This window comes from Photorhabdus laumondii subsp. laumondii (assembly GCF_003343245.1).
Lineage (GTDB): Bacteria > Pseudomonadota > Gammaproteobacteria > Enterobacterales > Enterobacteriaceae > Photorhabdus > Photorhabdus laumondii.
The window spans coordinates 1,539,632-1,553,739 of record NZ_CP024901.1; the positions used below are offsets into that span (position 1 = coordinate 1,539,632).

Consider the following 14,108-nt stretch of genomic DNA (forward strand, 5'->3'; position numbering starts at 1 on the left):
CTTTGATCATTTAATGATTCTCTATAATAGAAAAACAAATCACAATTGGTAGTTTATTTTTTTAAATATTATCATTGGTAAATAATTTTATATCTATTTTAGTTAGAAAGTATTTGTATTAATCGATCTGTTTTCTAGTATTTTCTTATAGTGTTAATCTTTCGTTTTTGTATTATTTCTATTTTTATATCAATGAGGTGTATAACTTCTATCTCGTTATTTTTTAATGTGTTCTCTGTCATGTTTTACAAAAAATCCTTTTTTCACTATTGATAATTTGTGGTGCGAAAAATAATCTTTATAGATGTCGATTAGATGATTTTAATTTTCTTTCTTAATGTAATGTTTTTTATTTTGTAAATCTATTTACATTTTTGGCAGTAATTTTATGGTTACATATGGCGTAAAGATTGGCATTTTTTTTCCAAAACGAGAAAGCGATTAAATTCAACGTCATCATGCCGTCTATTGTCTTCTCATGGCTCGTTGTTGCTGCTCTTAGTGCCTATGAGCAGTGGCTTACCTTACATAACTTTTGTGTTTGAAAGAGGTAATAATGAAGAAATTTAAATTGCATACATTAGCAGCACTGACTGCAACTGTTGGACTTATGGGTTCTGCATATGCTTCCCAAACAGCGCAGCAAGTGGTTGATGCACTGAGTCAATTAAAAGTTAATTATAAAGTTGTTGATAATCAGGCAGGAGATCACGGCGTTAACTGTGCGGTACTGGGGGCAGATTGGGCTAAATGTAATCGAGTGGATATTACTTTAACCAATGGTAATCAGGCGATTGACTCTATTGACTGGGCGATTTATTTCCACAGTATTCGTCAGGTCCTGAGCGTGGATAATGAACAGTTTAAAATCACGCGTATTACGGGCGATTTACATAGACTGGAGCCAACCGAAAAATTCACCGGTATTAAAGCTAATGAGCAGGTAAAACTGCCGTTTATTGGAGAATACTGGCAGATTTACAGCACTGATTTTCTACCTCGCTGGTATGCAACGTCGGGTGATGCGAAGCCTAAAGTGCTTGTTAGTACGGATACAGAAGATCTAAGTCAATTCTTATCTGCTTTCACCGATGATCAGTGGAAACGCACACAGACAGATAACAATATTTTGATGACGCCTGAAAATCGTTATATGAAGAATTTGCAGGTCAAAAAGGTTGGATCAGAGAAGTTGCGTGGGCAAATTATCCCGACACCAAAAGAGGTTCAGATTTTTCCCGAGGATGCTGATTTATCTGGCGGGGTGAGACTGGAATTGGGTGGTTTAAATGACGAGGCAGTTATTCTTGTCAGAAAACGTTTTACTGATCAAGGCATTAAATTAGAGGATAGTGGTTATTCAGTTGCGACCCAGATTATCTCTTCAGAGTTTCCTGGCGATTGGCAGGTTAAAGGGGCTTACCGTCTGAATGTGACCCAGAATGGGGCACAAATTGTTGCTTTTGACCAATCTGGGGTGTTTTACGGTCTTCAATCTCTGTTGTCATTAATTCCTGTTGATGGCGATAGGAAGATTGCTACTTTGACGGCAAAAGATGCGCCCCGCTTTGAATATCGTGGTGCACTCCTTGATGTAGGGCGTAATTTCCACAGTAAACAGGCTGTTCTGCGTTTGCTTGACCAAATGGCAAGTTACAAACTGAATAAACTCCATATTCATCTGTCTGATGATGAAGGTTGGCGTTTGGAAATTCCTGGATTACCTGAGTTGACGGAAGTTGGCAGCCAGCGGTGTCATGATTTAAGTGAAACTCAATGTTTATTACCACAATTGGGTTCAGGCCCCGATAACAACAACATGGGGAGCGGATATTTCAGCCGTCAAGATTACATTGATATTCTGAAATATGCTAAAGCTCGTTATATCGACGTTATTCCTGAAATTGATATGCCAGCCCATGCTCGTGCCGCGGTTGTTTCTATGGAAGCCCGCTATAAAAAATTAATTGCTCAGGGGAATGTGAAAGGGGCGAGTGAATATCGTTTGCTCGATCCAACGGATACCACCAGAGCAACATCGGTTCAGCTCTATGATCGCCGCAGTTATTTGAACCCGTGTATGGATTCTTCAAAACGGTTTGTTGAGAAAGTCATAGGTGAAATTGCTGCTATGCATAAAGTAGCAGGTTCACCATTGGAGACTTGGCATTTTGGGGGAGATGAAGCGAAGAATATCCGTTTGGGAGACGGATTCCAGGATAAAAATGGTCCTATCGTACCGGGTAAGGGCATCATTGATAAAAGTGCGGAAGATAAACCGTGGGCTAAGTCTCAGATTTGTCAGAAGTTGATAGAACAGGGTGTTGTGAAAGACATTGATCATCTTGCCAGCGACTTCGCAATTGAAGTGAGCAAAATTGTGAATGCTAATGGTATCGAGAGGATGCAGGCATGGCAGGATGGTTTAAAACATGCTAGCAGTGCTAAAGATTTTGCCACCAAACGCGTTGGGGTGAATTTTTGGGACACTCTCTACGATGGCGGCTTTGATTCAGTCAATGATTGGGCGAATAAGGGCTATGACGTGGTGATATCTAGCCCAGATTATATTTATCTGGATATGCCATATGAAGTTCATCCACAAGAACGTGGCTATTATTGGGCGGCTCGTTTTAACGATGAAGCTAAGATCTTTAGTTTTGCGCCCAATAACATACCGCAAAATGCTGAAACTTCCGTTGACCGTGATGGTAATGCATTCAGTGCGAAAAGTGATAAACCGTGGCCGGGTGCCTATGGGCTTTCAGGTCAAGGATGGAGTGAAACGGTTCGGACTGATGAGCAGATGGAATATATGATTTATCCGCGCTTGTTGCCGCTAGCGGAACGGGCATGGCACCGGGCCGGTTGGGAGTTGGATTATATTCCGGGCCAGGTATATAAGCGTGGAGAAACGTATAAAGTCGATATAGATGCGCTTAATCGTGACTGGACCCGGTTCGCTAACCTGATAGGGCAACGTGAGCTTAGTAAACTGGATAAAGCGGGCATTGCTTACCGTCTACCGGTTCCGGGGGCTAAGGTAAAACGGGGTATTTTGCGGGCTAATGTTGCTCTGCCTGGATTGGTAATCCAGTATTCGACGGATGGCGGTCATAACTGGGAAGTTTATAACAACCATAAACGCCCAAGAGTGAGAGGTGATGTGTTGATCCGTTCTGTCAGCCCGGACGGTAAACGTTACAGTCGAATTGATAATGTAAAGGCATGATAATGTTGTAGCAAGAGGGGAACCCTGGCGGGTTCCTCAATGAGACTAATTTCTGAAAAACCTCGCCATTTCAAACATTACGTTGAGGTGATTGGTAACAAGTTGTGTCTCGATATCGAGTTGCCCGACAGGCTCGTACTACAGATTCAGAGGAAAAATGGGTAAATTGGATAAACTACAGTTATATTTATGATGTTAGTTATGTAAAAATTTTTCAATAGATGAAATTCAATTACCTCTTCATGTATTGAGCGAAAGTTGATTATAGACATTCATTGAATTACATTTGCATTACAATGTAATTCAATGGGAGATCTTATATGGCTACAAACCAATTAGTACAAACCCGTATTGATGGAGAGATTAAGACAGAGGCAGCTGCTGTTCTGGCTGCTATGGGTTTGACTGTATCAGATGCTGTTCGCATGATGTTAACGCGGGTAGCAAGAGAAAAAGTGTTACCTTTTGAACCGTTAGTACCAAATGAGACAACAATAGCTGCAATGAAAGAAGCTCGCAAAGGTTGCGGTAAATCATTCTCCACTGTAAAAGATTTAATGGCTGATCTTAATGCGGACGATTGACTACGCAAGCCAATTCAAGCGAGATTACAAGAGAGAAAAGAAAGGTCGGCATCGTGAAGTTCTTGATGACGTACTGATGCTGATGATTGAATTATTAGCTTCTGATAGTTTGCTAGAGCCGAAATATTGCGATCATGCTCTTTCTGGTGATTGGAAGGATTTTCGAGATTGTCATATCAAGCCTGACTTGATACTGATTTATCAGAAACCCGATGCGGACACATTGTGCCTTGTCCGTCTTGGCTCTCACTCAGAGCTTGGCTTATAGCTCATTTTTGACAGGCCCGAATCAACCTGAAAATATAGCCCCTTTAGGGGAACCCTGGCGGGTTCCCCTCTCTAGGTGGATAAAAACTCAGGAGTGAATTACTTCTCGTCATGTGCACTACTATCTTCGCGGCAATTACCGGCAGAGCAGTGACCATATAAATAAAGACTGTGGTTTGAAAGTTTAATCCCATAACGCTCAGCAATGTTCTTCTGGCGTCTTTCGATATATTTGTCACTGAATTCAATGACTCTACCACAGTCCAGGCAGATTAAATGGTCGTGGTGGTGTTGTTGAGTGAGTTCAAAAACCGATTTGCCACCCTCAAAGTTATGACGGGTGACAATACCGGCATCATCAAACTGATTCAACACGCGGTAGACAGTAGCAAGTCCAATCTCTTCACCGTTATCAATCAGTTTCTTGTAGAGATCTTCCGCACTGACATGGTGGTATTCAGGCTCCTGTAACACTTCCAATATTTTCAGACGAGGAAGTGTAACTTTAAGTCCAGCATCTTTTAATGCCTTATTGTTGTCGGTCATGCGGATTCAGTCCTGTTACTCAGTAAAGTGAACTTAGTGATACTGCAAAAAGTACCAGTTAGTTATCAGATTATGATTATAGGCATGGCTAATGAAAATGAAAACCACGTTAACCTTAACTTTCATTACACATTTTGCCAGAATAATCGTTTATAAAACGCAGGAATAACCTTACTATTTATCATGTTTAGGCTATTTTTTGCCATTCTTGGTAATAAAAAGCGGATTTAAGCCGTGTTTTGACAAAAGTAATAGCCTTTGAATGCGATCCCACAGGGTGAGTGAAGCGAGTCACTTCTCACCTACCGTGGGTTCACTATTGATAAGAAATGGCCTGCACCAATTACGCTTACTGGGATAGGCCGCTATCCTGCAAGAATTTCTGACAAACTCAGCTCTTCGTAGATCTGTTTAGTCCAGGCATTAACACGCTCTTCTGTTAATTCTGGTTGGCGGTCTTCATCAATAGCAAGCCCAATAAAGTGGCTATCATCAGCCAGACCTTTTGATTCTTCGAAGTGATAGCCCTCGGTTGGCCAATGACCAACAATAATGGCACCGCGGGGTTCAATAATGTCACGGATGGTTCCCATAGCATCGCAGAAATATTCCGCGTAATCTTCCTGATCACCACAACCAAAAAGAGCGACCAACTTCCCTTCAAAATCGATCTCTTCCAGAGTAGGGAAGAAATCATCCCAGTCACACTGTGCTTCACCGTAGTACCAGGTGGGGATGCCGAGCAATAGAATATCGAACTGTTCGATATCTTCTTTGCTGCTCTTGGCAATATCATGAACTTCTGCAATGTCGGAACCCAGAATTTTTTGGATCTTTTTGGCAATATTTTCCGTGTTGCCGGTATCGCTGCCAAAAAATATACCTATAATTGCCATAGGATAATATAACCTCTTGTTTTATTTGTGTATTTCTGTATGAGATATACGTATAAAATGTTAAAAATCAGTAAAAAAGGTTCTGATTGTATTAATAAAAAAGCAAAATCCTATTCTGACTAAACAGTCAGGACAATTCTGTCAAATTTGTGTGATTTCGTGCCTTCAATGCTATCAAGTCGTGGTGTTACTTTCTGCTAACTGGGCCAGCAAAATTTGCTCAATGAGTTCACTGCGGCTGATGTTGCGTTGCTGTGCAAGAAAGTTAAGTGCGTCTACTGCATCAGCATTTATTTTCAGCTCCACACGACGCAGACCACGCACCTTATCACGGCGAAGTTGGTTACGCTTGTTGACTCTGAGTTGTTCATCCCTGGAAAGTGGGTTGGTTTTTGGGCGCCCCGGTCTGCGTTCATTTGCGAACAAATCCAGAGTGGTGCGATCCATTTGTTCTTTTGCCATAAATTCAATTAGTAAAGGGCGTATACCATAAAATATAGCACGCCATGATACCCCAGCTTCTAGTGTATCGCTACTGCCTGACAAAGATAAAAGCGGCGTCATTGCTTATCTGTAAAGGATTATGCTTGAGTTTCCGTTTTAGCGGTGTTGGTATTTTCTACGGTACTCTATTGGTGTTAACCCATTAAGTTTCTTGAATAACTCTCTGAAATAGCGAGTATCTTCATAACCAACTTCATGGCTGATTTCTTCTATGGTCTTATTCGATTTTTCTAACCGGCATTTCGCCAGAGATAGTCGAATCTGTTGGATATATTGAATCGGTGTCTGGCCGGTTGCAGTCTTAAAGCGCCGCTTCATTTGCCTTTCACACAGATGAATTTTATCGGCCAAATTGCCAACCGATAATCTGTCTGATGGGGCAGAATGCATCCAGTCTTGTAGTTTGTGGATTAATGTATCTGAATGTTGGCGATAGGGTACAAAACTTGCGAGAGTATGAGAGGGGAGGCCTTCCATATTACCAAATATGAGCTGACTACAGGTTTCCCTGGTATTTTGACCATATATCTGTTCAATAATATGCATCATGACATCGTTGTATTCATAGGTACCAGAAGTACAAAAAATATTGTTATCGCTGGTGACTTTTATTTCTGAATGTAACTGTACTTGCGGAAACATGTCCTTAAATAATTTGGTAAATAGCCAGTGTGTGGTGGCTTTGCGGTTATTGAGTAAATTAGCTTTAGCCAGTACAAAAGAGCCTGTACAAACGGAGACGATAAGAACATTTTTTTCTTCCATCATCTGGAGCCAATCTAAGGTTTCTTGAGTACAAAGATCGAAATCGCAATAAGGGGCCCCAATTGAACCCACCAGGACAATATCTGTTTGTTTTATTTCTCCTATGAGTTTATTGGGTTTTAGCCGAACACCACCCATCCCGACAGCGTCCTGATTATCCTGTGTGACAATATTGATTTCTGGCTCCGGCGCTCCGGCTAAACGAGCGGCAGTGGTTAAAATTTCTATTGGGCCAGTGATAGAAGTCAGAGATCCTCCTGAAAATACTAACACGCTTAAAGAAACTGGATTCCTGTCCATAAGAATTCTCCAACTTAAAAATTAAGATGTATCAAGATATTTCATTATCTAACATCTTAATAACTTATTGTAACAATTTGAATAATTTAATTACATTGAGTTATTTTTTTTGAACAAACAAGTAAAATAAAAAATAATTTCAGCCAAAACTTATTCCGTCTTTGTTAAGAATTGGCTGAATTGCCATTTAGTTTTCGCCAATTTGTTGATGCCACAGATGCGCGTATAAGCCGCCTTGCTGGAGCAATTGGTCATGTGAGCCAAATTCGATAATTTGCCCCTGATCTAACACACAGATTTTATCCGCGTGGCGAATTGTATTGAGCCTGTGAGCAATACTGATCACTGTTCGGTTACGGCATATTTCGTCCATATTTGCCATGATTGCCGCTTCAGATTCATAGTCCAATGCTGAGGTAGCTTCATCAAGGATCAGGATGGTTGGGTTGACCAAGAGCGCTCTTGCTAATGCGATTCTCTGTCTTTGACCACCTGAAAGATTGACTCCTTTCTCCCCAACTGGATGCGCAAAACCGTGAGGAAGGGATTGAATAAATTCAATGGCCCCGGCTAACTCAGCGGCACGATAGACTTCTGCATCTGTTGCGTTGGGCTTACACAGCCGAATGTTATCGGTGATGCTGCCAGAAAACAGGATACTTTCCTGGAGCACAACACTCATATTGCGGCGTAAAGAGACGGGATCAGCAATAGCTAAATCCATGCCATCAATCAAAACTTGTCCATGTTGAGGTACGTATAACCTTTGTAGCAAACGGGTGAGAGTACTTTTACCTGAACCGGACGGTCCAGTTATACCAATAAATTGACCCGATTTTATCAATAACGACAGGTTCGCCAGAACTTCCGGTGTATCGTCATGGTAGCGGAAGCGAATATTTTTGAATTCAATTTGGCCTTCCAGCTCAGGTACAGAAGCCAATCCCTGTTTACTGTTTTCCATTGGCTCATCAAGAATATCCCCCACACGTTTCAACGCGATTAACGTATGCTGAAAATCCTGCCAAACCTGTGCCAGCCGGAGGATAGGTTGCGTGACGTGTCCGGCCAGCATATTGAAGGCGATAAGTTGCCCCGGAGTCAGTTCACCGCGTAAGACTTCGGTCACCCCCCACCATAGGAGGATCGCGGAGGTAAATTTCTGGACAAAATCGATTCCCTGTCCTGCGATTAAACCGCTTTTCTGTGCCGCGAAGCTTTTAGTCAACTGTTGGCTGAGAATACGCTGCCACTGATGTAAGAAACGGTTTTCAGTAGCGGTGGTTTTGATGGTTTCAATCCCAGTGACGGCTTCAGTCAGAAAGCTTGTTGCATTTGCATCGGTTTCATATTCTGCTTCTACTTTGCGGCGAATAACCGGCCCGGCGACTACCCAGAATATGAAGTAAACAAAAAGTGAGCCAATAACAATCCAGGTTAGTATCCAGGCATAATAAAACATGATGCCAATAAACATGATGACGAAAATTAAATCCAGCAACAGCATCAGGGTAGAACCTGTCAGAAACTGGCGGATTTGAGACATCTCTCTGACTCTGGCAATGATCTGCCCTGTTTGCCGTTGCTTAAAATATTGCAGCGGCAATCCTGCCAGATGACGATACAGTCGCCCGGAGAGCTCGGAATTTATCTGGCTTGCCATGTGCCCAAACACGGTGTTGCGCATAAAGCTATACAAGGGTTCGGCAAGGGCGATAGCGAGCATAGCCATACCTAATACATGCAGGCTAGATAAACTTCGTCCTACTAATACCTTATCGATGATGTTTTCAAACAAGATCGGACTGGCCAGTGCAAATAACTGGAGAACCATGGCAAACAAAAACAGATCTCTTATCTGACTTTTCTGGCGGAAAATGGAGGGATAAAACCAGCTCAAGCCGAATTTGACATGCTTCTTAGTTAATTCCTGATCTGCGATTAAAAGAATCTTATATACATTCTCTTTATTACCCGTAGATGTAGATAGGGAAAGCGATTGAGTTTGTTCAGTCACAGGATCGAGAATGGTAATATTGTCATTCTCGACTTCAATGAGTACCCACCACCGTTGTTCCAGCTCAATCAATGCCGGTAAGGGTAATGTTGGCCCTGTGTTGACAGTTAATCGCTCAATTTTACTGTGTAGCCCAATAGCGTTGGCGGCTTCACGCAGCTGTAGTTCACTCAGATATAAGGAGTCAAAACCCAGGCTGTGTTGAAGTTGATCGACAGTAGCTGACTTATGAAATTGTTTCCCCACATAGACGATGCAATTCAGCGCCTGATTATGAGTGTAGTTACTGGAGTCAGTAGCAGAAGAAGGTAATAGGTTCACGATTATTTCTCCCTCAATGCTTCAGATTGATACTCTCTGATAGGGCTCAAGAGATAATCGATAACGCGGCGTTGGTCGGTTTTGATTTCAGCGACGATTGACATTCCTGGGGTAATTTCAACCTGGGTATCGTCTATGGCAATGCTATTACGTTTAAGGCTCACTTGAGCAGGAAAGACCAATCCTAGCTGTTCATCGGTGGTTGAATCTCTGGATATACTCAACAGTTCGCCGTCAATCGTGCCATAACGTGTATAAGGGAAAGCATCGACCTTAATGGTGACTTGTTGCCCCGAATAAACAAACCCGGCGTCTTTGTTTAAAATTTGCACTTCCGCCAACTGCACATTGTCATCAGGGACGATCACCATCAAGTTTTGTGCTGGTTGCAGTACCGCGCCTAATGTATGGACGCTGAGTTGTTGAACTGTTCCTGTGACGGGGGAGCGAATGACTTCAAGTTGTTCCCGTACCTGAGCTTTTGCCAGCTCTTGCTCTAAAACGACCAATTGAACTTCGGCCTGTTTTCTTTTATCAAACCATTCGCGCTCTTTTTGTGTTTTCAGGCTGTTTAAGCGCTCTTCCAGGCTAATATATTGCGATTGCAGAACATGAAACTCCGCATTTTGTTGGGCAATCAGGCGTTCTGTTTCCAGAAACTCTTTTTCCTGTTCAAGATATTCAACTTTACTGATCACTTGTTTTTGACTTAAGGTTTGACGTGCTTTTAAACGCTGGCTGATATTTTGTCGGAGCTTAGTGAGCGCATTGATATCGCTTTTTCGTGATTGTTGAGAAGAGAGATTGACGTTCATCTCTGCTTTCAGATTTGTTACAACCGCTTCGTATTCTCTTTTCTCCCGGGAATAGTTGTCAGCAACTTGTGTTTGTTGAGATACCGGCAAAGCCTGAAACAGCTCCTGTTTTGTCGGTTCCTGCTCTTCTGTCAAAGCTTGATAACGAATTTTTTCGTGGGCTTGATATTCGATCTGCTTTAATAACCGGGTGATATCTTGGTTAACACCGAGTGTGTTGAGTGTCAGCAGTGGGGCGTCTTTCTCTACCCGCTGCCCATTCTGAACATGGATAGCGGTCACCCGGCTCTGTTCGTATGCCTGAATTATCTGAGAACGGCCAGAGACAATCAGGCGACCGGTTGCGGTTGCCTGAACATCCAACTTACCCAGATAGGCCCAGAGCAAGGCCATGATAATGCCGATACTGAGCGTGATTGCAGTGTAGCGGGCAAAAGGTGACGGTGGTCGTTGTGACAATGCTAAATGTGTCGGTAAAAAGTCATAGTGCTGCGGACAAGGGCGCAACCAGGTTTTAATTTTATTCTTAAACGCTTTAATCATGACAAGGCATCTCCTGTTTTAATTCTTGTTGTAACTGCCAGAGCTTCCGGTACTGTCTACCGTGGTTAAGTAGCTGTTCATGAGAGCCTTGTTCGAGAATTTCCCCCTGTTTAAGAACAATGATGCGATCACAATGACGTACAGTTGAAAGGCGGTGTGCGATGGTGATAACCGTTCTGCCTTGGGCAATTTCTGCCATATTTGATTGAATGCGTGATTGTGACTCGTCATCAAGCGCACTGGTTGCTTCATCAAGAATGAGGATTTTGGGGTCAGCGAGGAGAGTCCGGGCAATAGCCAGTCGCTGACGCTGACCACCAGATAAAGATTGCCCGCCTTCTGCAATGGTTGTGTCATATCCCATCGGCAGCCTGAGAATAAATTCATGAGCGCCTGCCAGTTTGGCGACTTTAATCACCGATTCTAGGCTGGCATCGGGTTTCGACTGAGCGATATTTTCATATACTGTTTTATTAAATAAGAAATTTTCTTGCAGAACCACACCAACTTGTTGTCTGAGTGTTTCGATCCCTATGTTTTGCAATGGAATGCCATCTATGGTGATTGCGCCGGTTTCCGGGGAATAAAGGCGGAGTAATAAACGTGCCAGCGTGCTTTTCCCAGAACCGGAAGTACCTACGATACCAATGGCTTCTCCGGCTCTGATATCAAGGGTCAGTCCTTTGATAGTTGGCGGAATATCAGGTTGATAGCGAAAGACAATATTGTTAAACGAAACTGCACCATGCAGTGCTACCTGCTGCTGGCCGGATTGTTGCTCGGTTGGCAGGTTTAACATATCTCCTAATTTATCTACGGCTACCCGTGTTCTGATGAATTGTCCCCACAGTTCTACCAACCTGGCTAATGGCTGGGAAGTGTGGTTGACCATCATATTGAAGGCGATCAACTGACCGAGGGTCATTTGCAGTGATAAAACCTCTGATGCGCCTAACCAGAGAATTGCCGCACCGGTAACTTTTTGCAGTAGCATAACAATATGGTTTGAGCGATTACCCAGTTGCTGTACTGCAAAACTAGTATCTACCATCTTCTCAGTCTGGCTATCCCAACGGCGAACGAATTTGGGCTCTACCGCCAGACTTTTCAGGGTTTCAGCACCAGAGACCGTTTCAGTCAGAAAAGAGGTATTTATTGCTGCATGGGTGAATTGTTGTTCAACCGCTTTTTCCATACGAGGCGTCACCCACCACGCCAAAATGGCATAAAAAGGGAAGGTTGCGAGAAAAACCCAAGTTAGTAGGCCGGATAACAGGCTCATCACGTAGATGAAAATAAACATAAATAGAACATCGACAGATAAGGTGAACATTGAGCCGGTCAGGAATTCTCTAACGGTGTCCAGTTCACGCACCCGAGTAACAATCGCTCCCACTTGGCGGGATTTAAAAAAGAGTAAAGGTAGCCCGAACAGATGCCGGACTAGTTTTAATCCCAGTTTAATATCAATGCGGTTTGCGGTGTGAGCGTATTGGTATTCTCGTAATCCACGTAAAATCACCTCGATGATGCCGGCGATGATTAAGCCAAAGACTAATACATCAAGTGTTGATAGCGCTTGGTGGATTAAGACCTTATCCATTACCACTTGAATAACTAAGGGAGAAATTAGCGCAAGAATCTGTAACACAAAGGAAAATAACAGTATCTCACATAGATTTTTCTTTTGTGCCAGAAATTCTGGAATAAACCAACGGATGTTAAATTTAGCTTGTTTCTGTTTTATTTTAATCCATTTTCCATTCCACTCTTTTATCAGCCTTTCTTCGGACCATATTTCAGGATTTTCTTTATCAACCCTCTGTATTAGTGAGCTCTCTTTATTCGATTTGGCTAAAACAAAAGGTAGGCCATTATTATCAAACAAGATTGCGGGTAAAAGTATATTATGGTGCTTTTTGCTTACGGAATTTTTACTTGAAATCGATAAATTAAATTTTTCCTCTATATTACTTATATATGAATAGTAACAATTAGATTTTTTTAAGTTATCAATGTCAGTGATGTTTTCTTTTCTATTATATATCATCAATATTAATCTTAATGATGCTATAGTCAATTTCTCAATTTCATTCATGAAAAAATATCTTTAAAATCCACAAAATACGAATTAAAACAAGTAATTATATTAATTTTGTGTAGCATTTAAGTGTTACTTATTATCTTATATTTATCGTCATTATCGATGTGGGTAAATGGGACTATATATGTGGGGTAAAAGGACTTTTTGTGTGTAAATGTTGATTTTAAGTTTTTTCTCTATATTATTTTATTGATTTTTTTACTCTTAATGTATTTATAGATATAAAAATTCAAGATATCCGTGAATCAAATGTATTCTTTGTTGTATACATTGTATAACTTCATTAATAAGTTGTTTATTTTTGGTAAATAAAAATATGTCTGAAAAATTCGTACAAACCATCTCTAGTGTTAATTATAATAAAGGTGTTTTTTCTCTTTATTTCGTTGGTCAAGAACCTAATCGTATGGCGAATGGGATAATGGCAGAAAATGATAATGAACTTGAATTAAAGCAAGTTATCCATATGCCAGCATCAGGATTTATGTATATGGTTTCTATGGTTAAAAATATGTTGGAAGATCCACGAATGGCGGCTGAATTTGATAAATTAGTTGCAGCAGGGTTTTTACCCGCGCCACAAGTGGCTGAAGAGCAAATTGCATCGGAATCTATAGTGGAAGAGCCGGCTAACGCTAAAAAACGCCTATCTAAAAATACAAAATAAAATCTCATGGTTGATTAGCGCATGGCGATTATACATCAACCAGCGAAACTGAATACCGCAGAAATTCAGGCAATGATTGGAGGAGTGATGCTGCTGAGCCAGTATTCTCCTCTGCATCGAAGATACCTGGTGTCCGAGTGGCAACAGCGTATCTTGCCTGCATTTGAACTGAATCAGTTTTGCTACTATGCAGATGGACAAGGGCACCCAATCGCCTTTTGTAATTGGGCTTTTTTATCTGAGCAGAATCGAGATGAGCTTCTTTCGGGAGAAAGAGAGCTTATCCACACAGACTGGCGCTCAGGTCCACATATCTTTTTTCCTGAAATGATTGCGCCTTTTGGTCACGGGCGTGAAGTTGCCAGGGATTTGCGCCGCCGTGTCTTTTTGCCGTGGAAAGGCCAGAAAGCTTGTACTGTCCGCGGGAAGCTGGATGTTCAAAATAACCGCTGTATTCGTCAGGTACAGTGGTTTTTTGTTTGATCAATTTGTTTGATCAAATAGCACTGAGCGCAGGCCCTTCCTTCAGATAGGGGATAAGTAGTTA

General features: G+C 41.8%; 12 protein-coding genes. 5 read left to right on the forward strand and 7 right to left on the reverse strand.

Features of this window, described 5'->3' with window-relative positions:
• Nucleotides 1-556: 556 nt before the first annotated feature.
• From PluTT01m_RS06835 to PluTT01m_RS06845, 3 genes are all read left to right on the forward strand, one after another.
• Nucleotides 557-3,232, forward strand: coding sequence for a beta-N-acetylhexosaminidase (locus tag PluTT01m_RS06835; protein ID WP_011145647.1), 2,676 nt, complete (start codon nt 557-559; stop codon nt 3,230-3,232).
• 320 nt (nt 3,233-3,552) lie between these two features.
• Entirely contained in the window at nt 3,553-3,816 is a 264-nt protein-coding gene (locus PluTT01m_RS06840) for a type II toxin-antitoxin system RelB/DinJ family antitoxin (RefSeq protein ID WP_011145648.1), read from the forward strand.
• Nucleotides 3,803-4,084: a type II toxin-antitoxin system YafQ family toxin gene (locus tag PluTT01m_RS06845; RefSeq protein ID WP_011145649.1), complete on the forward strand. Its 282-nt coding sequence runs from the start codon at nt 3,803-3,805 to the stop codon at nt 4,082-4,084. The genes PluTT01m_RS06840 and PluTT01m_RS06845 overlap by 14 nt, the downstream gene beginning before the upstream one ends.
• A 98-nt stretch (nt 4,085-4,182) precedes the next feature.
• On the opposite strand, the gene fur is transcribed toward PluTT01m_RS06845, so the two are convergent.
• From fur to PluTT01m_RS06880, 7 genes are all read right to left on the reverse strand, one after another.
• Nucleotides 4,183-4,629, reverse strand: coding sequence for a ferric iron uptake transcriptional regulator (gene fur, locus PluTT01m_RS06850; RefSeq protein WP_011145650.1), 447 nt, complete (start codon nt 4,627-4,629; stop codon nt 4,183-4,185).
• A gap of 365 nt (nt 4,630-4,994) precedes the next feature.
• Nucleotides 4,995-5,525, reverse strand: a complete 531-nt coding sequence (fldA, locus tag PluTT01m_RS06855; RefSeq protein ID WP_011145651.1) for a flavodoxin FldA — start codon at nt 5,523-5,525, stop codon at nt 4,995-4,997.
• Between the two features lie 174 nt (nt 5,526-5,699).
• Nucleotides 5,700-5,987 (reverse strand): LexA regulated protein, encoded by a 288-nt coding sequence (ybfE, locus tag PluTT01m_RS06860; RefSeq protein ID WP_011145652.1) that lies wholly within the window; start codon nt 5,985-5,987, stop codon nt 5,700-5,702.
• 138 nt (nt 5,988-6,125) lie between these two features.
• Nucleotides 6,126-7,094, reverse strand: coding sequence for a GlxA family transcriptional regulator (locus tag PluTT01m_RS06865; protein WP_041379984.1), 969 nt, complete (start codon nt 7,092-7,094; stop codon nt 6,126-6,128).
• Nucleotides 7,095-7,281: 187 nt separating this feature from the next.
• Nucleotides 7,282-9,432 carry a type I secretion system permease/ATPase gene (locus PluTT01m_RS06870; protein WP_011145654.1) on the reverse strand — a complete coding sequence of 717 codons (2,151 nt, stop codon included), beginning with the start codon at nt 9,430-9,432 and terminating at the stop codon, nt 7,282-7,284.
• Nucleotides 9,433-9,434: 2 nt separating this feature from the next.
• Nucleotides 9,435-10,790, reverse strand: a complete 1,356-nt coding sequence (locus tag PluTT01m_RS06875; RefSeq protein ID WP_011145655.1) for an HlyD family type I secretion periplasmic adaptor subunit — start codon at nt 10,788-10,790, stop codon at nt 9,435-9,437.
• Nucleotides 10,783-12,888 carry a peptidase domain-containing ABC transporter gene (locus tag PluTT01m_RS06880; protein ID WP_011145656.1) on the reverse strand — a complete coding sequence of 702 codons (2,106 nt, stop codon included), beginning with the start codon at nt 12,886-12,888 and terminating at the stop codon, nt 10,783-10,785. Before PluTT01m_RS06880 ends, PluTT01m_RS06875 begins: the two co-directional genes overlap by 8 nt.
• 322 nt (nt 12,889-13,210) lie before the next feature.
• Between PluTT01m_RS06880 and rtxH the strand changes: the two genes are divergently transcribed.
• Both rtxH and rtxC read left to right on the forward strand, forming a co-directional pair.
• The gene (gene rtxH / locus PluTT01m_RS06885; protein WP_041379985.1) at nt 13,211-13,561 is read left to right on the forward strand and encodes a protein RtxH; all 351 of its coding nucleotides are present in this window, start codon (nt 13,211-13,213) and stop codon (nt 13,559-13,561) included.
• Between the two features lie 21 nt (nt 13,562-13,582).
• A complete protein-coding gene (rtxC, locus tag PluTT01m_RS06890; RefSeq protein WP_011145658.1) occupies nt 13,583-14,044 on the forward strand; it encodes an RTX toxin-activating lysine-acyltransferase RtxC in 462 nt (153 codons plus the stop codon).
• Nucleotides 14,045-14,108 lie beyond the last annotated feature (64 nt).

Excerpts from the sequence above, each read along its gene's own strand:
- PluTT01m_RS06840 (WP_011145648.1), top strand. The coding sequence starts at position 3,553 with ATGGCTACAAACCAATTAGTACAAACCCGTATTGATGGAGAGATTAAG.
- PluTT01m_RS06865 (WP_041379984.1), bottom strand. The coding sequence starts at position 7,094 with ATGGACAGGAATCCAGTTTCTTTAAGCGTGTTAGTATTTTCAGGAGGA.
- fldA (WP_011145651.1), bottom strand. The coding sequence starts at position 5,525 with ATGGCAATTATAGGTATATTTTTTGGCAGCGATACCGGCAACACGGAA.
- fur (WP_011145650.1), bottom strand. The coding sequence starts at position 4,629 with ATGACCGACAACAATAAGGCATTAAAAGATGCTGGACTTAAAGTTACA.
- rtxH (WP_041379985.1), top strand. The coding sequence starts at position 13,211 with ATGTCTGAAAAATTCGTACAAACCATCTCTAGTGTTAATTATAATAAA.
- PluTT01m_RS06845 (WP_011145649.1), top strand. The coding sequence starts at position 3,803 with ATGCGGACGATTGACTACGCAAGCCAATTCAAGCGAGATTACAAGAGA.
- PluTT01m_RS06835 (WP_011145647.1), top strand. The coding sequence starts at position 557 with ATGAAGAAATTTAAATTGCATACATTAGCAGCACTGACTGCAACTGTT.
- ybfE (WP_011145652.1), bottom strand. The coding sequence starts at position 5,987 with ATGGCAAAAGAACAAATGGATCGCACCACTCTGGATTTGTTCGCAAAT.
- rtxC (WP_011145658.1), top strand. The coding sequence starts at position 13,583 with ATGGCGATTATACATCAACCAGCGAAACTGAATACCGCAGAAATTCAG.
- PluTT01m_RS06875 (WP_011145655.1), bottom strand. The coding sequence starts at position 10,790 with ATGATTAAAGCGTTTAAGAATAAAATTAAAACCTGGTTGCGCCCTTGT.
- PluTT01m_RS06880 (WP_011145656.1), bottom strand. The coding sequence starts at position 12,888 with ATGAATGAAATTGAGAAATTGACTATAGCATCATTAAGATTAATATTG.